Source organism: Pseudonocardia autotrophica, from assembly GCF_003945385.1.
Classification (GTDB): domain Bacteria; phylum Actinomycetota; class Actinomycetes; order Mycobacteriales; family Pseudonocardiaceae; genus Pseudonocardia; species Pseudonocardia autotrophica.
The window spans coordinates 6,458,796-6,477,006 of the sequence record NZ_AP018920.1 but is presented as its reverse complement, the minus strand read 5'-3'; the positions used below and the strand labels follow the sequence as shown (position 1 = coordinate 6,477,006).

The window sequence follows — 18,211 nt, the reverse complement described above, 5'->3', positions numbered from 1 at the left end:
GTGATCGGGTGTCGCGGGGCGATCTCTCCACTCCGCACGGTCCGGCGGGTCAGGAGTCCGGCAGTCCGAAGCGCGGGCGACCTCGACGGCTCGGCGCAGGAGGTTGCGGCGCACGTTCTGCGCCGATGTCGTGACGCTGATACCCGGGACGGCTGTGCCGAGGTCGAGCAGCAGTTCGGAGTCCGCGATCTCCTCGTGCAGACCGTGGGGACGGGTCCCTCAGCGCAGGTGCGTCACGATCGCACTGTTGATCGCATCCGCGTCGTGGGTCGGCATGGTGTGGTGGCTCTGCCCGGGCACGATGGATACCGAGGCGTCCGGTAGGAGCCGCTCGGCGGCCAGGGCGGCCTTTCTCGCATCGAGTGCGCGCGAGCGCTCGCCCAGCAGCACCAGGGTTGGATTCGTGAGGGTGCGCAGCCGGTCTTCGGAAGGACGCCGAGGCAGGACCACCTTCGTGGTGCGGACCTCCCCGCCGAGCGCCGCCAGGTGCAGCCATGCAGGGTCGAGCGGTGCACCGTCGGTCTCCCAGCGGAAGAAGCTCCGGATCGCCTGTGCGCCGGGGCGCACGAACTGGGGGACGGCGCGGATCAGGTACGCCAGCGGCATGCCGACCAGGCAATCGGTCGGGTCGAGCAGGACGAGCCTGCGGATCCGCCGGGGCGCGTGCAGCGTGTAGCTCAAGGCGAGCCACGCTCCGTACGAGTGCCCGGCCAGTGCTGTGACGGGGAGGTCGAGCCCGTCGAGGAGGGAGTCCAGCCACGCCATCAGGTCGGCCGAGTCGTGCAGCGGCCGGCCCTCGTGCACGCTCCTGCCGGCGTCGCCGATCTGATCGACGGCGTACACGCGATGATTCTCGGCCAGCGCGGCGATGTTGTTGAACCACACGGTGCTCGTCGCGCCGCCGCCGTGCAGGAGCAGCAGCGGCGGTGCGTCGGCCGGACCTGCGACATGCACGTGCGTGAGGCCGAAGTCCGATGGGACGTCGCGGCAGCCGGCCGCGACGGGCCACTGGGCGAGCACCGCCGCGTAGGCGGCGAAGAACTCGTCTCGCGCGGTCGCGCTCGTGAATGCCGGACGAACCTGTCCCGGCGAGCCTTGCTCGGGCATGTTCGGTCACCACCCCGATATACTTGGACGGTCAAAGTATCAGATGGGATCGCAAACGCATGCCGACGAGCGACGAGCAGTCCGCCATGACGCTGGTCCACCAGCTCCGGGCGGTCACCGTGGAACTGGATCTACTCGGTGCGGAGTTCGCGCGGAAGCACCGTCTGCATCCCACCGATCTACGAGCGTTGATTCATCTGCTCGATGCCGAGCGAGCCGGCATCTCGGCCACGCCCACCTGGCTCACCGAGCAGATGGCGCTCGACGCGTCGTCGGTGACCGCGCTGATCGGGCGCCTGGTGAAAGCGGGGCACGTCCGCCGGTACCGCGACCCGTCGGACGGGCGGCGTGTGCTGCTGGAGGTCGACGAGCAGGCCGTCGCCTTGGGCTGGTCCTTCTTCGGACCGCTGATCAAGGACCTGGTCGGCACGCTGCGCTCCTTCGAGCCCGCCGACCTCGATGCAGTCACCCGATTCCTCGCTGCTGCGGTCGCGGCGATCGAACGGCAGCGGTCGCAGCGCGACGACCGGACGGGCGAGGCCCCGAGACGCGGCTGATTCCTCGCCGACCTGCATCAGCCGGAACGACGCTGCGATGCCCCGGTCGCGATGGGACAGGTGACTCCTCGGGCTCGGCCTGAACCCGACACCGCTCGGGAGTTCGGATCGACCGGAGGGCCTGGAACGCACCTCGCCCGATGACGGCCGCTGTGTGCCACTCGGCGTCCCGGCAGACCGGTACCGGATCGCCGGGCGAGGGCTCGTCAACAGGGCCTGGCCCGGTTCCACGACACCCAGCGACGTGTGGGGTGTCCACCTCTGGCCCGGCACCGATCCCACCGGACCCGGCACATCTTGCGATGGACCGTTCCCTCCTGGTGCGAACGGCACCGACCCGGTGGCGGGAGTGCCATGCTGGCCGCATGGACCCGGCTGATCAGGCGCATCAGGCGCATCAGGCGCATCAGGTCGACATGGCGACGCAGCGTCTGGCGGTCCTCGACGCCGTCGTGATGGCTCAGGACCGGTACGCCGAGGTGTCGGACGCGATCGCTGCCTCGGCGGACAGGTACGCCGCGCGGGCGGCGATCAGCCGGCTTCTCGGCGTCCGCGAGGACATGGCTGCGCGCGCGATCACCGAACTCGTCTGGTTCCGGCTCACCGTGGCTGATCGGCGGCAGACCCGGGAGGAGCGGGACGAGATCATCGCCGAGCTGCGGGCCGCGGGGGTCGAGCCGACCTGGTCGAGCGCGCCGTGACCTGACTCCGTGCCTGCTGCGGAACGGGTGCGGTTGCCCGGCGGCTGAGGCGTCCCGTCCCTGCTGCTCGGTGCGGGGCCTCACGGTTCCTGTGCACGGACCTGCGGGCCCGGGAGGGACTGAACCGGGCGGCGACCACGGGCCACGACCGACTGATCGCATATCTCCCGGCAGAACCGGCGGCATCGAGCTACGGTCCGGGACCGTGACCGCTCGCCCTGCTCCTCGGCCCGCGCCGGCGACCTACCTCATCACCGGCATTCAGGCCGCCGGGAAGTCCTCCGTCGCCCAGGCGCTCGCGACCCGGCTGCCCGCACCTGCGGTCCACGTCCACGGCGACCAGTTCCGGCGCTGGATCGTCACCGGGCGGGCCGACATGAGCCCCGACCCGACGACCGACGCGATCGATCAGCTCCGCCTCCGTCACCGGATCACCGCAGCCACCTGCGACCAGTACGCCGGCGCGGGGTTCCACGTCGTCGCCCAGGACGTGCTCCTCGGACCGCACCTTCGGTTCACCGTCGATCTCATCAGCTCGCGGCCGCTGCATGTCGTCGTCCTGGCGCCGAGCCCCGATGCGATCGCCGGCCGCGAGGCGGGGCGGGCGAAGGACAGCTACGACCGGTGGACCATCGAGCAGCTCGACCACGGCCTGCGCCACGAGACTCCGCGCATCGGACTCTGGCTCGACAGTTCCGACCTCGGCGTCGACGAGACCGTCGATGCGATCCTGGCCCGCCATGAGGAGTCGCTCGTGGCCCGGCCCGAACAGTAGGAGTGCCGGCCCCTGGCGGGGGCACCGGTTCGTCCTCGGGAGGTCTCGGCTCTGCGCTCCGCGGCTTCGGCCCGGTCACCGCCGCCAGAACAGGTGGTGGGTCACCCCGCTCGAACTGGGCACGACGTCGAGGTGGAAGCGCTCACGCAGTTCGTCGGGGGACTCCCAGAGCCGCGTCCCGGATCCGAGCGTCCACGGCAGGACCGCCACGTGCAGGGTGTCGACGAGGTCCGCGTCGAGGAACTGGCGGACGACGGACGCCCCACCACCGAGACGGACGTCCTTGCCGTTCGCGGCCTGTCGTGCCTTCTCCAGCACCGCGGCCGGTTCGCCGTTCACGAAGTGGAAGGTCGTGTCGCTCAGCGTGAACGACGGACGATCATGGTGGGTCAGTACGAACACCGGGGTGTGGAACGGCGGTTCGTCGCCCCACCAGCCGCGCCATTCGAGATCGGGCCAGGGCCCACGCTGGGGGCTGAACTTGTTGCGCCCCATGATCTCGGCTCCGATGTGGTGGGTGAAGTCGCGGGTGAGGTAGTCGTCGAGGCCGCGGCTCCCACCCGAGTCGGTCCGGCCGGGCCAGCTCGCGGTGGCGCCGGCCCACGCGAACATCTCGCCCGGGTCGGCGTGGCCGAACGGCCGATCGAGACTCTGATCGCTGCCGGCGCCGAAGCCGTCCGCCGAGACGGTGAAGTTCTGGACTCTGAGAAGTTGGGCCACACGGGGTGGACTCGGCGGCCCGCGCAGACTCATCGCTGCCCGGCACAGGCCGGGCCGGGTTCGGCCCGGCCGGGTTGCGTCAGCTCCGCGTCCGGTCGACGAGTGACGGCAGCACCGCCGACACGCGCCCGGCGCCGTCCTCCGCCTCCACGATGCGCTGCAGCTCCCCGGCGCGACGCCGGTAGCGCTCCTCGCGGGTCGCGGCGACGAGCGCATCGGTGAGCCGGTCGGCGGTGAGGCGGCGGAGCGGGACCGCGCCGGGGGAGGCACCGATCGAGACCAGGCGGGACGTGCCGGCGCCGGCCGTCGGCGGTGGTGTTCCCGGCCTCGGGGTCGCCGCGCAGGAGCCGGAACTCCAGGCCGGCGTCCGTGACCATGGCGCGGAACCGTTCGTTGGCGGCGACCGCGACGTGGTGGCCGTCGGCGGTCAGTCGCCGGCCCAGTCCGGTGTACGGGGCGACGTCGCCGGTCGACCCGGGTGCAAGGACCAGAACCCGCATGTCTTCTACAGTATGTAGAAATCAGCTGTGATCACCAGGCGTCCGTCGACGAGTGCGCACCGGCCCCGGGCTACGACACCGTCGGTGACGGACGCTGATCGTGTGTGAGCCGGGCTACCGTCGGGGCGTGACACGACGCCCCGGCCTGCTCGGAGTCCACGACGTCGACCTGCCGGACTGGCGCCGGCTGCTGGGTGCGCTGCACGCCCGTTACGAGGTGGGCTCGTTCGCGGCCCGTGCCGCGTTCGTCGCAGAGGTTGCGGAGCTCTGCGATCCGGGCGACGCCCCGGCGCGGGTCGAGCTGGACGCGCGGCGGGTCGGCCTGATGCTGCGCGACGACGAGGCCGGTGGGGTGACCGCGCGAGAGGTACGGCTGGCGGACGGGATCAGCGCGCTCGCCCGCGCACACCAGCTCGCCGCCGTCCCGGCGCAGGTGCTGGAGCTCGCCCTGGACACCCCGTCACGGGACGCGGTGCTGCCGTTCTGGACGGCGGTCCTCGACGGCCGCGAGGCCGACGGCGCCGTGGTCGATCCGGCGGGCGCGCTCCCGCCGCTGTGGTTCCAGGAGACCGGGTCGTCGGAGCCCGGCCGGCAGTGGTTCCATCTCGACGTCACGGTCCCGCCGGAGGTGGCCGACCGGCGGATCGCCGCCGCGGTCGCCGCGGGCGGACGGGTCGTCGACGACAGCCGGGCCCCGGCCTTCGTGGTGCTCGCCGACCCGGACGGAAACCGGGTGTGCGTCTGTACCGAGCTGGGCCGGGACTGAACGGTCAGGACGGGTCGCGCACCGCGGCGACCGCCTCGATCTCGACCAGCTGGTCGTCGTAGCCGAGCACGGTGACGCCGAACAGCGTGCTCGGCGGGTCGTGGTCGCCGAACCGGTCCCGGACGGCCTCCCAGGCCGCCACGAGGTCCGACTGGCGCGTCGAGGCGACCAGCACCCGGGTGCTGATGACGTCGTCGACGGCGGCGCCGGCGTCGGCGAGCGCGGTGCGCATGGTGTCGAAGGCGGCCCGGGCCTGGCCGGCGTAGTCACCGACCGCGGCGGTGCTGCCGTCCGGGTTCAGCGGGCAGGCCCCGGCCAGGAAGATCAGCCGTGCGTCGGCCGGGGCGGTCGCGGCGTAGGCGTATTCGGCGACGTCGGACAGGGTGGCGGAGCGGATCAGGGTCACGGTCTTCGGCATCGGCCCGGACGCTACCGGCGTCGTGTCTGCTGTTCACCCGATTTCGGTCGCACGGCGACGCCGGTCGCCCGGCCGGCTCGCCCGCCGGTCGGCGAGCCGGTCAGTCCGGCCGGCCGGTCGCCGCGACCCCGATCCCCATCCCGACGAGCGCGAGGCCACCCGCCCCGCCGGTCGCCCGGAGCCGCCCCGGGGAGCGCGCGAACCAGTCGCGGGCGCTGCCCGCGCCGAGCGCCCACCCCAGGTCCACCATGGAGGCCAGTGCGCAGAACAGCAGACCGAGAACGAGCATCTGACCGGCTGCCGTGCCCCGGGAGGGATCGACGAACTGCGGCAGCACCGCCGCGAAGAAGACGATCGCCTTGGGGTTCGTGAGCCCCACGACCAGCCCCTGCCGGAACGCCCGCCGCCCGGCGCGCCCGGTGGCCGCATCCGACGGATCGGGCGCGTCGCCGCGGTGCCGCCACGCCTGCACACCCAGCACGATGAGGTACGCGGCCCCGGCGAACTTCAGCACGGTCAGCGCGACGGCGAAGCGCTCGATGACCGCACCGATCCCCAGCGAGACCGCGGCGACGATCACCAGCACGCCGGAGAGGTTCCCAGCCACCGTCGCGAGCGCGGCGCGGCGGCCGAGCGCGACGGCCCGGCCGATGATGAACAGGACACTCGGACCCGGCACGACGACGAAGACGAGGGTTCCGAGCAGAAACGCGACGATCGCCGCGGTACTGGGCACGGCGGGGACGGTACGCCTCCGGACTCCCGGCGTCGCCGGGGATTCCAGGCCCGAGCCGCGCTGTGCCACGGCGTAACGTCGCTGGTCGCGGTTGGTGCCGTCCGCGGGGTCCGCCCGGCGGAGGGACACGTGTGCTCGATCCGAGCTGGGTCTTCCTCGGTGCGGCCCTCGGCCTGGCCGGCAGCGTGCGGTACGCGATCGCCACGCTGACCGGGACCGCCCGGCCGAACCTCGTCACGTGGACGCTCTGGGCGGGCGTCCCGCTGATCGCTTTCTTCGCACAGATCAGCGCGGGTGTCGGTCTGCCGGCGGTGCTCACCCTGGGGGCCGGTGTCGGGCCGTTGCTGGTCGTCGTCGCAGCGCTGAGCACCCGCCACGGGCTGGCCCGGATCGGGGTGTTCGACGTCGTCTGCGGGACCGTCGCGGTCGTCGCGCTGGTGGTCTGGCTGGGGTTCGACGAGGCGCCGCTCGCGGTGCTCCTCGCGGTGGCCGCCGACGCGGCGGCCGCGTTGCCCACCATCCGCAAGGGGTGGCGCGATCCCGGCTCGGAGAACCTGCTCTTCTACGTCCTGGTCGGTCTCGGCGCGACCCTCACCCTGTTCACCGTGACCAGCTGGGAGCCGTCGGCCTGGGCCTTCGCCGCCTACATGCTCGTCCTGTGCGTGGTGATGATCGCGGTGGTGACGCTGCGCCGGTGAGCCGGTGGCGTGCCGGCGGCGCACCGGATCAGCGGTACGCGACTCCGGCGCCGAGCACGACGAGCGCCACCAGGACGGCGGCGTTGATGATCCAGTGCTCGACCAGGATGGCGACGAACTCGCGGATGGTGGCGCTGGGCCAGTAGTAGCCGGCCGTCTGCGACCCGACCACCTGGCCGTCGACGCCCGCCTTGCGGGTCATCAGCGCCGCGCGGAAGGCGTGGAAGTTGTTGGTGACCACGACGCACCGGTACCCGGGGTGCCGCTCCGTCATGAGCGCGTGGCTGTTGCCGAGGTTCTCGAATGTCGTCATCGAGCGGTCCTCGCGCACGACCGACTCCTCCGGCACCCCGTTCGACACCAGGTAGTCGGCCATCGCGTGGGCCTCGGGCACCGGCTCGTCCGAGCCCTGCCCGCCGGAGGTGACGAGCAGCGGGGCGCCACCCCTGGCGATCTCGGTCTGCCACAGCGAGGTGGCCCGGTCCAGCCGGCTCGCGAGCAGCGGCGGTACCCGGCCGCCGATCAGCCGCGATCCGAGCACCACGACGAAGTCGAAGCCGGGCCGGGGCCGCAGCCGGCCGTAGAACCAGCTGTAGGCGAGGTAGCAGCAGAACAGGAACCCGAGATAGGTGACGACGAGCAGGGCGATGAGGGTCGCCGCCACAGCCGGATCGTTGTCCCCGAGATACCCCCCGAGCAGCGGCAGGACCGGGACGGGGAGACAGGCCAGGCCGGCGAGCAGCGAGAGCAGGTTCCCCGGCCTGCGCCCCTCCCGCCGGACCATCACGACGCCGTTGAGGATCAGGAAGATCGCGAGGATCAGGACGACCAGCGCCGGGGTGCCGAGCAGGATCACCTGGAAGAGGTCGAACGCGACCGGGCCGAGCCGGTAGGCCTCCCCGATCAGCCCGAGGCCCAGGCAGACCGCGGTGAAGCCGAGCAGCACGGCGTTGCGGAACCTGCGCCGGTCGCGGACCACCCCGACCACGAACGCGACGGCGAAACAGGCCGCGAAGATGTAGAAGATCCACATGCCGCTCACCCGCTCCCGGTGGCGGTCGCGATGTGTCCCCGTCGGCCGTGTGTGCCGCCCATGCCCCGCCCGTCCGTCGTCTGTGGACGCGGACGTTATCGACGCGCCGCGCTCCGGCCGGGTATCCCGGGCCGGTTCGCGCGGTGCGTGCCCCTTTCGATACCGCACGGCGGGGCCGCGACCGGGTGTCGGGGGCATGATCGCCGGCGTGGCTCATGCGGCGCCGGCCGGACGGGGCCGGCTACGGGGTCGCTGCATCGGGTCGATCCACCGGGGTGGGACGAACTCCGGCAGCCCGTGCCGGATCCGGATGATCCACTCCGAGTGGTGCATCAGGCGGTGGTGGACCCTGCAGAGCATCACGCTGTTGTCCAGTGCGGTGGCGCCGCCGGTCTCCCACGGAACGATGTGGTGGACCTCGCACCAGGACGGCGGCCGGTCGCAGCCTGGGTGCGCGCAGCCGTGGTCGCGGGCGGTGACGGCGCGGCGCAGCCCGTCGGGGACGGTGCGCCGGGTGCGGCCCACGTCGAGCGGCTGCCCCGCGCCGTTCATGACGATCGGGACGATGCCTGCGTCGCAGGCCAGCATCCGCAGGCTCTCCGGGGTCGTCGTGCCGCCGAAGTCGAGCACGGCGGCGCGGGCGCGGCGCTGCAGGTCGTCGAGCCCGATCAGCACGCTGATGACCGGGCGGCGGCCACCGGTGTCGGGGACGGTGCCGCGATCGAGCGCGTGCGCGCAGATCTCGGCCAGTGCCTCGGCCCGGCGCTCCTCGGGCCGGCGCTCGTCGAGGCCGTCGCGCGGGGCGGACAGGGCGTCGGCGGCGGTGGCGATCGCGTCGAACAGGGCGGCGTCGTCGTACCGGCCGGTGATCCGGCCGCCGGCGCCGCTCCGGTGCCCGACGACCGTGAGGGTGTTGAGCTGTGGTGGCGGTGCGTCGTCGGGCTCGGGGTCGTCGTCGTCGAGTGCCTCGATCAGCCGGGTGGCCCAGGTGCGCAGCTCCGCCGGGTTGTAGACGGTGGCGTGCTCGGCTATCCGGGCCTCGGCCTGGGTCAGCCGCTCGGGATCGATCCGCCGGGCGGCGTGGCTGCCCAGCACGGCGGCGATGACGTGCACGTGCCCGAGCCCGATCCGGCCGTCGGCGAAGCGCTCGGCGGTGGCCGGGAGCGCGGCCGGCAGGATCGTGCCGTCCAGCGCGGTGCGGGGACGGACGTGCCCGGCGGCGACCGTGCGGCGGCGCGCCTCGGCGCGCTCCCAGTTCAGCAGGTCGGCCAGGGCGAGCTCGGGGGATCGGTAGCCGCGCTCGGCGAAGGTGCCCTGCCGGTCCAGGGTCGCGATCGTGGCGACGGCGGTCCGGTCGAGGCGGCGGGTCGTCTCCTCGCACAGCGCCAGTACCGACAGCAGTTCGTCGGCATCGGCGGCCGGACCGGCGGCGGCCTCCAGCGCGGTCATCGCCTCGGTGAGGAGGCGGTGCGCGGTGCCGAGCCGGCCGGTGGGCATGCATCCACTGTACTCGAACATTTGTTCGATAGCCAGTGATATTCGCAGGTCGGAGCTGTTTCGGCAAGGTCGTTGTGATGCTGCCGTTGCTCAGAGCGGCAGCTTGTACCCCAGGTGACTCGCCTCGAAGCCCAGTCGCTCGTAGAGCCGGTGTGCCTCGGTCCGGCGGGTGTCCGAGGTCAGCTGCACGAGCACGCACCCGCGCCGCCGGGCCTCGTCCACGGCCCATCGCAGCAGCGTCTCGCCGAGTCCGGCGCCGCGGGCGGCTCCGGCGATCCGGACCCCCTCGATCTGCGCCCGCAACGCCCCTCGGCGGGACAGTCCGGGCAGTAGTGACAGTTGCAGCGTCCCGACGATCACGCCGTCCCGCTCGGCGACGACCAGGAGTTCCGACGGGTCGGCGTCGACCCTCGCGAACGCGGCCAGGTACGGATCGAGATCGTCCGCGGACTCGCGGCTCGCGCCGATGCCGTCGTCGGCGAGCAGCGCCGCGACGGCGCCGACGTCGGCCTCGACCGCTCGCCGGATCACGGTGCCGGTCACCGCTGATCACCGCCGGAGGCGATCTCCCGCAGCGCCAGGATGTGCGCGCTCACCTGCGCCCGGCCCTCATTGGTCAATCGGACCCATGACTTGCGCGCCGGCCCGGTCGGTTCCCGCCACGACTCGACCAGTCCGGCCGTGGCGAGCGACTTGAGCTGTTTGGACAGTGCGGAGTCCGACAGTCCGATCCGGTCCCGGATGAACCTGAACTCGACATCGCCCGCCGCGACCAGGGTGGCCGCGATCCGCAGCCGGGTCGGATCGAGGAGCAGCGGGACGAGCCGGGCGTCCGCCGCGGGCTCAGGCACTGTCCTGCGCCCGCGGCAGCATCCGGGTGACGGCCACGTATCCGGCAGGCCGGGAGACGGCGAGTACCAGTCCGGCGATCGTGTTGGGCCGCTTCAGGCGGCTGCGCCGGATCAGGTGCACGGCCAGTCGTTCGGCCGCGTACCAGCCCAGTGCGACGGCGCCGATCTTCGCCGCGAGCGCCGGCTGCGGGTCGTCGCCCGGCGGGTACGGGTTGATCTGACTCCCCTGCACCTCCAGCAGGGGGATCGCCAGCAGTGCCGCCTGGATCACGGCCGAGGCGGCCATCCGCCGGCGCGGGTCGGCGATCTCGTCCTTGGCGGCGAAGTCGAGGAAGGTCAGTACGGACGTGGCGGCCAGCATGATCGGCACGTTCTTCCGGTCCGCGGTGTCGACGGCCCGGCGGGCGGCGTCGACCTCGGCGACCGCCGCGGCGGCGTCCTCGGGTGTGGGTCGGGTGGAAATGGGTGTCCTCCTTGCTCGGTAGGACAGTGGTACCAGACAACTTTCCCGCAAGGCAAGTAGATTGGCGGCTCAGCCGTGGGCCCGGCCGGTGCCGCCCGGCTCGGTCACCTCCGCGACGGCCGAACGCCGCACGTGCGAACGGGCGTGCACGACGGCGTCACCGAGATCGTCGATGAGGTGCGACGGGTGGCGCAGCGCGTCGATCGCACCGACCCGCCGCAGCATCGTCCGATGTTCCCCCTGCACGCCCTTGACCAGCACGGTGAGCCCGGACGCCTCCAGATCGCCGATCAACTCGCCGAGCGCGCGGGCGCCGGTGGCGTCCAGCATCCCGATCCGGGACAGTCGCAGGATCACCACGAGCACGCCGTCGTCGACCGAGCGCTCGGTGATCGTCCCGAAGACCCGCTCGGCGGCGCCGAAGAACAACGCACCCTCCAGCCGGAACAGCGCGATGTGCTCGTCGCCCTGCTCGGCCGGCCCGGGCAGCGGCTCGCGGTGCACGTCGGTGGACCGCGCGACGTGCCGCAGTGCCAGGAACGCGGCGACCCCGATGCCGACCTGGATCGCCTGCACCAGGTCGAGCGCGACCGTGACCACCGCCGTCACCGTGAACGTCAGTGCCGCGCCGCGCCCGGCACCGAGCACCGCCCGGATCGTCGCCGCCGGGATCATCCGGACGCTCGTCACCAGCAGCACCCCGGCCAGCGCGGCCAGCGGGATCGCCGACGCCGGGCCGGTCGCGAGGTAGAGCACCGCGAGGATCACCAGTGCGTGCACGACGGCGGCCAGCCTGGTCCGCGCGCCGGATCGCACGTTCACGGCGGTGCGGGCGATCGCCCCGGTGGCCGGCATCCCGCCGAACAGCCCGCTCGCGACCGAGGCGAGCCCCTGACCCACCAGCTCGCGATCGGGATGGTGGGCGGTGCGGTTCATCGAGGTGGCGACCCGCGCCGAGAGCAGCGATTCGATCGCGGCGAGCGCGGCCACCGCGAGCGCGGCTCCGGCCAGCTCGCGCAGCAGGCCGGGATCGATCGCCGGGATCGACGGCAGTGGCAGCGCGTCGGGCAGGGCGCCGATCCGGGCGACCGGCGCGTCGGTGAGCTCGGCGACCAGGGTGGCGACGGCGACGGCGACCAGGGACGCCGGGATCGCCGCGTGCAGCCGCGGCAGCAGCAGTGTCCCGGCGGCGACCAGCGCGACCGTGCCGAGCGCCCACAGGGTCGGGGTGAGGTCGGTGGCGGCCACCGCACGTCCGACCGCGTCGAGGGCGGTGACCAGCGTGTTGCCACCGGGCTCGATCCGCACCGCGAGCACCGCGGGTACCTGCTGCAACGCGATGATGCAGGCGATGCCGAGGGTGAAGCCCTCGACGACCGGCCACGGCAGGACCGTCACCACCCGGCCGAGCCGGGCCAGCCCGGCGACCAGCACGAGCACCCCGGCGAGCACAGCGACCAGCGCCACCGCCCCGGCGCCGTGCACGGCCACGATCGGGGCGAGCACCACGGCCATCGCCCCGGTCGGCCCGGAGACCTGCACGTTCGAGCCGCCGAACACCGCCGCCACGATCCCGGCGACGACCGCGGTGACCAATCCGGCCGCCGGGCCGACCCCGGCACTGGCGCCGAACGCCAGTGCGAGCGGGAGCGCGACGACGCCGACGGTCAGCCCGGCGGCCAGGTCGGCGCGCAGCGTGCGCGGCCGCAGGTCGTAGTCGCCGGTGGTGGGGAGCAGCCCGCGCAGGCTTCTCACCGGCTGGGCTCGGTGGTCGCGTCGAGCAGCGTCGCCGGGGTCGCACCCGGTAGCGGGGGCAGCGCCCTGGCCGCCTCCAGCCGGGCCTCGTCGCGGGTCAGGCTCGACAGCAGGAACGCCCTGGCGACGACCAGCAGCTCGGCGACGAGCGGCTCGGCGAGCCGGTAGTCGACCGCGTTGCCGGTGCGGGTGGAGGTGACCACTCCGGCCCGGCGCAGCACGGCGAGATGCTGGGAGAGCTGGGACGCCTCGCAGCCGGTGGTCTCCAGCAGCCGGGTGACCCCGGCGCCGTCCTCACCCGCCGCGGCGAGCTCCTCGAGTACCTGGATCCGGGCCGGGTGCGCAAGGCACTTGAACAGGTCGGCCTTGATCCGGTACAGCGGTTCGGTGCTACGCAGGCGTGCGGGCATTCGCCGTCGACCTCCTCGTTTGATGGAAATCTTAATCCATCAAATGGTGATCACGACCGCGCGGTCTCCTCCGGCGTCTCGCCGAACTCCTGGGCGTAGGCGACCCGGAAACGTCCGAGGTGGGTGAAGCCCCAGCGGGCGGCCGTCCGGGCGGGATCGGGGCGATCGTCGTCGAGCAGGTCCCGGCGGGCGCCGTACAGCCGGCTGTGCCAGAGCACGAGCGCCGGATCGACCCCGGCCCGGCGCAGGCTCGCCAGCGCGGTCCGGGCGGGCATATCGGTCAGCCGGACCAGATCGGCGGGACCGATCGGGAGATCGGCGTGGGAGTGCAGGTAGTCGACCACCCGGGCGACGACGCCCCGGCCCAGGTGCGGAACCGGCCGCCGGCTCCGCTCGGGCTCGCCGTCGAGCGCGGTGTTCGGGAACGTCGCCAGGAACGTCACCGCGAGCCGGTGGAACGCGGCGTCGAGGACCATCGGGTTGTCGAGCAGCAGCGGGTTGCCCAGCACCCGGTCCCGGACGTGCACGAGCACGGCGTCCCACCACCGGGCCGCGGCCCCGGAGACGGGCAGCAGCCCGGTGACGGCGAACCGCTCGGCCGGGATCCCGTGCATCTGCTCGGCGAACGCGGCGACCCGGCGGGCGTCCAGCGCGGCGACGTCCAGATCGATGTCCTCGACGACGTCGCGGAACCGGCCCCGCACCGGCAACAGCGCGACGTCACCCGCGCCGAGCCGGATCGAGCCGTACGCCTCGGTGTCCCACTGCATCCGGCCGTCGCAGACGGTGTCCACGACGTACCGCTCCTGAACCGGGTCCATCAGGGCGTCGATCCCGAGGGTGACCCAGAGCTGGCTCAGTTCGAGGCCGGGAACGACGAGCGTGTCGTGCCCCAGCTCGAACGCGCGCCCGCTCTCCCCGGGCCGCACCGAGGTGGCCGCGTAGTGCTCGGCGGCGAACTGCTCGACGGCGGCCGGCTCGCTCGAGCGGAAGCTGATCCGGACGACTCCGGTTCCGGGAACGCCATCGGCCATGTCGTCCTCCGTGCGGGTCGCCCGGGTGGGCCGTTTCCGGAACGTACCCCCGCCCGGACGGCCGCGCGACCCGACCTGACCAGCGGATCAGCGGGTCTCGGCGACCACCCAGGACAGGTAGTCGGCACTTCCTCCGGTGACCGCTGCCGCGATGATCTCGGGGACGTCGTAGGTGTGCCGTTCCCGCAAATGGCCGGTGAGGGCGTCGACCCGGTCGGCGGCGGTCTTGATCTCCACCCGCCACTCCTGCTCGGTCTGCACCGCGCCGTCCCAGCGGAAGACACTGGTGACCGGGCCGACGACCTGCGCGCAGGCGCCGAGCCGGGCCGCCACCGCGCCGGCCGCCAGATCGCGCGCGGCCGGCTCGCTGTCGGTGGTGGTCACGACGGTGCAGACGGGACCGGGGACGGCACCGGGGACGGCACTGTGCTCGCTCATGCCGGGCACCGTAGTGCGCCGGTTCTACACATGTGGATCAGCTGTGGACAGCCGGTCCGGCCAGCGCCGCGACGTCGTCCGCGCAGCCCCAGGAGAGCGTGATCCCGGAGCCGCCGTGGCCGTAGTCGTGGATGACCCGCGGACGGTCGGTGGTGGCGGGTTCGGCCTCCAGCCGGACCTCCGGGCGGGCCGGGCGCAGTCCGGCCACGTGCTCGAGCACCGGCGCCCCGCGCAGCGCCGGTGCGATGTCCAGGCAGCGCTCGATGATCGCCGCGCCGACCGCCGGATCCGGGGTGGCGTCCCAGGCCCCGTCGTCGAGGGTGCCGCCGAGAATGCAGTCGTGCTCGCGCGGGTGCACGTACGCGCGGCCCGCCGGATGCGCCTCGTCGCGTACCGACAGGACCAGCCCGGGGTTCCGGACGCGGACGATCTGCCCGCGCACCGGTGTCACCGAGGCGTCGCCGACCAGCGTGCGCGCACCGAGCCCGGAGCAGTGCACGACCAGATCGGCGTCCGCACCGGCCTCGGTCAGCGACGCCACCCGCCGCCGTTCCAGCGTGATGCCGCGGTCCCTGGCCAGCCCGGCCAGCCACGGCAGGTACACCGGCATCTCGACCAGCGGCACCGCGAACCGCAGTCCGTGCGGGTAGCCGGGCGGCAGCTCGTCGCGCCGTGCGGGGCGCAGGGGGCCGACCGCAGCAGCCCACCACTGCGGCTCCGGCTCGTGCCGGTACAGAGTCAGCGACTCGCGCATCAGCACGCCGGGGACGCCGTCGCGGGCCTGCGCGGCGAGGGTGTCGAAGGTGCGGCGGCCCCAGTCGAGGACCTTGTCCCGCGGCCCGGAGCGGGTCGGGAACCACACCGCGGCCGCCAGGTGCGAGGTCGACTCGTGCACCGCGAGATCGGACAGCACCCGGACCGACCAGCCCTGCTCGCTCAGCCGGACCGCGCAGCTCAGCCCGGTGATCCCGGCACCGACGACGACCGCCCGGCCGGCCATCCCGGATCAGCCTTCGTAGGCGGCGTCGAAGAACGCCAGTTCCAGGTCGACGGCGCGGACGAACAGCGCCGCCACCCGTTCCCGCCGCTGCGGGTCGAGATCGGCGGCGACCCGATCCAGCTCGGCGCGCAGGAACACCACCCACTCCTCGAACTCGACGCCGCGGTGCAGTTCGATCCACTCCCGGCAGATCACGTCGTCCGGGGTCGGGGTGTCCGGCCGGGACGCCCAGTCCAGGTACAGCCACTCGGCGACCACCAGCACCGCGAGGGCTTCGGGGTATCCGTCCTCGCGCGCCGAGTCCATCAGCTCCAGGAACCCGACGGTGGGGGCGGCCCGGACCGGTGTGGCGGTCCCGTCGAGCTCGCCCAGTGAACGCTCGAAGTAGTCGTTCTCCGGCCCGGCGACCAGCCCGAGCTGGCGGGCCAGCCGGACCCGGGGCGACGGCCGGTCGGCGTTCGCGACCGCGGCGCCCAGCAGCGCGACGAACGAGTCGACGAACTGGAAGTCCTGCTCCAGGTAGCGCCGCAGGACGGCGCGGTCCACCGTTCCGGCCCACAGCTCGTCGACGAAGCGGTGCCCGACCGCCGCGTCCCACACCGTCGTGCTCGACTCCCGCAGCTGCCCGCTGAACGACATGGCGCCCACGTTAGGGGGCCCCGGCGGGCGGGAGGCCGTCACCCCGGCCCCGTCGCCTACGGTGAACGGATCATCGACCCGAACGGGGAGTGCCGAGATGGGTGGGCGCGCGCTGGTCCGCGGCGACGGGACGCCGCTGTGGCAGCAGCTGCTGGCCGACCTGCGCCGCCGGCTGGAGGACGGCGAGTTCGAGGCCGCCCTGCCCGGTGAGTTCGCGCTCGCCGCCGAGTACTCGGTGAGCCGCTACACCGTCCGGGAGGCGCTGCGCCGGATGCGGGAGGACGGCGCCGTCGTCGCTAGCCGCGGCCGGGTCGCCCGCCCGGCCGGTCCGGCCGCGATCGAGCAGCCGCTCGACGAGCCCTACTCGCTCTACGTCGCGGTCGAGGCGGCCGGCCGGACCCAGCGCAGCGTGGTCCGGACCTTCGAGGTGCGGGCCGACGGCGTCGTCGCCGCCCGGATGGGGCTGGAGGAGTCCACCCCGCTGGTGCACCTGGAACGGTTGCGCCTGGCCGACTCCGAGCCGCTCGCCGTCGACCGGGTGTGGCTGCCGGAGGAGCTCGCCGCGCCGCTGCTGGACGTCGACTTCTCGCACACCGGTCTGTATCCGGAGTACCGGCGGCGCTGCGGGATCAGGGTGGACGGCGGCAGCGAGAACATCCGGGCGGTCATTCCCGGCCGCGGCGAGCAGGAGCTGCTCGGGATCGGCGACGGTGTCGCCGCGCTGGCCATCGAGCGGCTCGGGCTGGCCGGTGGACGGCCCGTCGAGTGGCGGCACACCCTCGTGCGCGGTGACCGGTTCTCGGTCACCGCGCAGTTCTCCGCCCGCGCCGGGTACCGGGTGGACCTGTCGGAGACGGCGGACCGGCCGGCCGGCCGGTGAACCGCCCGGCTCCGACGGCGCGGGGACGTCCGGGCCGACGCGGCAGTGACCCCGACCGGCAGTGACCCCGACCGGCAGTGACCCCGACCGGCAGTGACTCCGACCGGCGGTGATCCCGACCGGCGGTGATCCCGACAGGGCCCGCGGCGGGCTGCGCGTTACGCCGGGACGGACACCCCGAGCCCGCCCGTGGTGTCGGCGCCGTAGCGGGCGATCTCGGCGGCCAGGTCGAGCCGCTCGGTGCGCATGCCGGTGTCCTCGCCGAGCAGGGCCGCGGGCACCAGCCAGCAGACCTCGAACTCCAGCCCGTCCGGGTCGTGGGCGTAGAGCGCCTTGGTGGAGCCGTGATCGGAGGCACCGACCAGTGCGCCGGCGGCGCGCAGCCGCTGCTCGATCGCGGCCAGCTCGCCGAGGGTGTCGACCTCCCACGCGAGGTGGTAGAGCCCGACCGTCGAGCGCCCGGCCTGGGACGCCCCGGCCTGCTCGCCGATCGAGAACACGGCCAGATCGTGGTCGTTGGACGAACCGGCGGCCTGCAGGAACGCGCCGCGGCCACCGGGGAGCTCGGTCACCGTGCGGAAGCCGAGCACATCGGCGTAGAAGGCGACGCTGCGAGCGGCATCGCGGACGTAGAGCACGGCGTGGTTGAGGCGCTGGACGGGCATGATCACTCCCAGAATGTTGAACTCTCAATCGAATCGTACGTCCGGCGGTCCGGAAGTTCAATGCCGGCGCGGGGCCGGGCTCAGCGGGAGACCAGCCAGGTGAGTACGACGGCGGACCGGGTGTGGTCGACGTTCGGCGCCATCCGCAGCCGCTCCAGGGCGTCCTCCAGCGAGCGGACGTCGCGGGAGCGGAGCAGCACCAGGGCGTCCGCCTCGCCGGTGATCGTCCCGGCGGTGACGACCTCGGGCACCGCGGAGAGCATCCGCTGCAGCTCACCGGGTGCGACCGTGCCGCGGCAGAACAGCTCCACGTAGGCGGCGACACCGGGGCCCTGCTCGGCGTCCGGGTCGACATCGACGGTGAAGCCGCGGATGATCCCGCGCTCGGTCAGTCGGTCCACCCGGCGGCGCACCGCGGACGCCGAGAGCCCGATCCGCTCGCCGAGCTCGGCCCAGCCGATCCGGCCGTTCACGCGCAACAGGTCCAGCAGTCGCCGGTCGGTCTCGTCCATGCGTCGCACGCTAGCTTCGTGCGCGAGATCGGTACATCACGCGCCGATCGTGCGCA

24 protein-coding genes are annotated in these 18,211 nt (G+C 73.3%); 6 read left to right on the top strand and 18 right to left on the bottom strand.

Translation table 11 applies throughout. From position 1 onward, the window contains the following. Positions 1-219: 219 nt before the first annotated feature. The gene (locus tag Pdca_RS30165) at positions 220-1,107 is read right to left on the bottom strand and encodes an alpha/beta fold hydrolase (protein WP_085910588.1); all 888 of its coding nucleotides are present in this window, start codon (positions 1,105-1,107) and stop codon (positions 220-222) included. A gap of 59 nt (positions 1,108-1,166) precedes the next feature. On the opposite strand from Pdca_RS30165, the gene Pdca_RS30160 reads away from it, so the two are divergent. The 3 genes from Pdca_RS30160 (at position 1,167) to Pdca_RS30150 (ending at position 3,140) form a co-directional block, all read left to right on the top strand. Further along, on the top strand, positions 1,167-1,664 hold the full coding sequence (locus tag Pdca_RS30160; RefSeq protein WP_232021280.1) for a MarR family winged helix-turn-helix transcriptional regulator: 498 nt from the start codon (positions 1,167-1,169) through the stop codon (positions 1,662-1,664). Positions 1,665-2,080: 416 nt separating this feature from the next. Next, on the top strand, positions 2,081-2,365 hold the full coding sequence (locus Pdca_RS30155; protein WP_125911619.1) for a hypothetical protein: 285 nt from the start codon (positions 2,081-2,083) through the stop codon (positions 2,363-2,365). Positions 2,366-2,570: 205 nt separating this feature from the next. Then, on the top strand, positions 2,571-3,140 hold the full coding sequence (locus Pdca_RS30150) for an AAA family ATPase (RefSeq protein WP_085910591.1): 570 nt from the start codon (positions 2,571-2,573) through the stop codon (positions 3,138-3,140). A 75-nt stretch (positions 3,141-3,215) separates the two neighbouring features. Here the strand turns inward: Pdca_RS30150 and Pdca_RS30145 are convergent, their stop codons facing one another. Both Pdca_RS30145 and Pdca_RS36515 read right to left on the bottom strand, forming a co-directional pair. Then, positions 3,216-3,860, bottom strand: a complete 645-nt coding sequence (locus Pdca_RS30145; protein WP_085910592.1) for a dihydrofolate reductase family protein — start codon at positions 3,858-3,860, stop codon at positions 3,216-3,218. A 29-nt stretch (positions 3,861-3,889) separates the two neighbouring features. Then, positions 3,890-4,360: a glycosyltransferase gene (locus Pdca_RS36515; protein WP_197719849.1), complete on the bottom strand. Its 471-nt coding sequence runs from the start codon at positions 4,358-4,360 to the stop codon at positions 3,890-3,892. A 127-nt stretch (positions 4,361-4,487) separates the two neighbouring features. Here Pdca_RS36515 and Pdca_RS30135 point away from each other — a divergent pair, with 127 nt between their 5' ends. Next, positions 4,488-5,126 carry a VOC family protein gene (locus Pdca_RS30135; protein ID WP_197719848.1) on the top strand — a complete coding sequence of 213 codons (639 nt, stop codon included), beginning with the start codon at positions 4,488-4,490 and terminating at the stop codon, positions 5,124-5,126. A gap of 4 nt (positions 5,127-5,130) precedes the next feature. Here the strand turns inward: Pdca_RS30135 and Pdca_RS30130 are convergent, their stop codons facing one another. Both Pdca_RS30130 and Pdca_RS30125 read right to left on the bottom strand, forming a co-directional pair. Beyond that, complete coding sequence (locus Pdca_RS30130) at positions 5,131-5,544, bottom strand: RidA family protein (protein WP_085910593.1); 414 nt, start codon at positions 5,542-5,544, stop codon at positions 5,131-5,133. A 100-nt stretch (positions 5,545-5,644) separates the two neighbouring features. Continuing rightward, positions 5,645-6,280, bottom strand: coding sequence for a LysE family translocator (locus Pdca_RS30125; protein WP_085910710.1), 636 nt, complete (start codon positions 6,278-6,280; stop codon positions 5,645-5,647). 131 nt (positions 6,281-6,411) lie between these two features. Between Pdca_RS30125 and Pdca_RS30120 the strand changes: the two genes are divergently transcribed. Next, positions 6,412-6,978: a hypothetical protein gene (locus Pdca_RS30120; RefSeq protein ID WP_085910594.1), complete on the top strand. Its 567-nt coding sequence runs from the start codon at positions 6,412-6,414 to the stop codon at positions 6,976-6,978. Positions 6,979-7,006: 28 nt separating this feature from the next. On the opposite strand, the gene Pdca_RS30115 is transcribed toward Pdca_RS30120, so the two are convergent. The 11 genes from Pdca_RS30115 to Pdca_RS30065 form a co-directional block, all read right to left on the bottom strand. Beyond that, complete coding sequence (locus Pdca_RS30115; RefSeq protein ID WP_085910711.1) at positions 7,007-8,011, bottom strand: YdcF family protein; 1,005 nt, start codon at positions 8,009-8,011, stop codon at positions 7,007-7,009. Between the two features lie 213 nt (positions 8,012-8,224). Continuing rightward, positions 8,225-9,508, bottom strand: coding sequence for an HNH endonuclease signature motif containing protein (locus tag Pdca_RS30110; RefSeq protein ID WP_158092029.1), 1,284 nt, complete (start codon positions 9,506-9,508; stop codon positions 8,225-8,227). 90 nt (positions 9,509-9,598) lie between these two features. Continuing rightward, a complete protein-coding gene (locus Pdca_RS30105; protein ID WP_085910596.1) occupies positions 9,599-10,051 on the bottom strand; it encodes a GNAT family N-acetyltransferase in 453 nt (150 codons plus the stop codon). Further along, the gene (locus Pdca_RS30100; protein ID WP_197719847.1) at positions 10,048-10,359 is read right to left on the bottom strand and encodes a transcriptional regulator; all 312 of its coding nucleotides are present in this window, start codon (positions 10,357-10,359) and stop codon (positions 10,048-10,050) included. Before Pdca_RS30100 ends, Pdca_RS30105 begins: the two co-directional genes overlap by 4 nt. Then, positions 10,352-10,873: a hypothetical protein gene (locus tag Pdca_RS30095; protein WP_125911618.1), complete on the bottom strand. Its 522-nt coding sequence runs from the start codon at positions 10,871-10,873 to the stop codon at positions 10,352-10,354. The genes Pdca_RS30100 and Pdca_RS30095 overlap by 8 nt, the downstream gene beginning before the upstream one ends. Positions 10,874-10,891: 18 nt before the next feature. Further along, positions 10,892-12,577, bottom strand: a complete 1,686-nt coding sequence (locus Pdca_RS30090; RefSeq protein WP_085910598.1) for a SulP family inorganic anion transporter — start codon at positions 12,575-12,577, stop codon at positions 10,892-10,894. Next, positions 12,574-12,987 (bottom strand): ArsR/SmtB family transcription factor, encoded by a 414-nt coding sequence (locus Pdca_RS30085; protein WP_085910599.1) that lies wholly within the window; start codon positions 12,985-12,987, stop codon positions 12,574-12,576. The genes Pdca_RS30090 and Pdca_RS30085 overlap by 4 nt, the downstream gene beginning before the upstream one ends. A 50-nt stretch (positions 12,988-13,037) precedes the next feature. Next, a complete protein-coding gene (locus tag Pdca_RS30080) occupies positions 13,038-14,021 on the bottom strand; it encodes a helix-turn-helix domain-containing protein (RefSeq protein WP_085910600.1) in 984 nt (327 codons plus the stop codon). Positions 14,022-14,108: 87 nt separating this feature from the next. Beyond that, positions 14,109-14,459 carry a divalent-cation tolerance protein CutA gene (gene cutA / locus Pdca_RS30075; RefSeq protein WP_085910601.1) on the bottom strand — a complete coding sequence of 117 codons (351 nt, stop codon included), beginning with the start codon at positions 14,457-14,459 and terminating at the stop codon, positions 14,109-14,111. Between the two features lie 37 nt (positions 14,460-14,496). Then, complete coding sequence (locus Pdca_RS30070; RefSeq protein ID WP_085910602.1) at positions 14,497-15,459, bottom strand: FAD-dependent oxidoreductase; 963 nt, start codon at positions 15,457-15,459, stop codon at positions 14,497-14,499. Positions 15,460-15,465: 6 nt separating this feature from the next. Further along, positions 15,466-16,098, bottom strand: a complete 633-nt coding sequence (locus Pdca_RS30065; RefSeq protein ID WP_085910603.1) for a TenA family protein — start codon at positions 16,096-16,098, stop codon at positions 15,466-15,468. Between the two features lie 97 nt (positions 16,099-16,195). Here Pdca_RS30065 and Pdca_RS30060 point away from each other — a divergent pair, with 97 nt between their 5' ends. Next, positions 16,196-16,978 carry a GntR family transcriptional regulator gene (locus Pdca_RS30060; protein ID WP_085910604.1) on the top strand — a complete coding sequence of 261 codons (783 nt, stop codon included), beginning with the start codon at positions 16,196-16,198 and terminating at the stop codon, positions 16,976-16,978. Positions 16,979-17,136: 158 nt separating this feature from the next. Here the strand turns inward: Pdca_RS30060 and Pdca_RS30055 are convergent, their stop codons facing one another. Together Pdca_RS30055 and Pdca_RS30050 are read right to left on the bottom strand one after the other, a co-directional pair. Next, positions 17,137-17,643 (bottom strand): VOC family protein, encoded by a 507-nt coding sequence (locus Pdca_RS30055; RefSeq protein ID WP_085910713.1) that lies wholly within the window; start codon positions 17,641-17,643, stop codon positions 17,137-17,139. An 80-nt stretch (positions 17,644-17,723) separates the two neighbouring features. Beyond that, complete coding sequence (locus tag Pdca_RS30050; RefSeq protein WP_085910605.1) at positions 17,724-18,155, bottom strand: Lrp/AsnC family transcriptional regulator; 432 nt, start codon at positions 18,153-18,155, stop codon at positions 17,724-17,726. Positions 18,156-18,211: the final 56 nt, after the last annotated feature.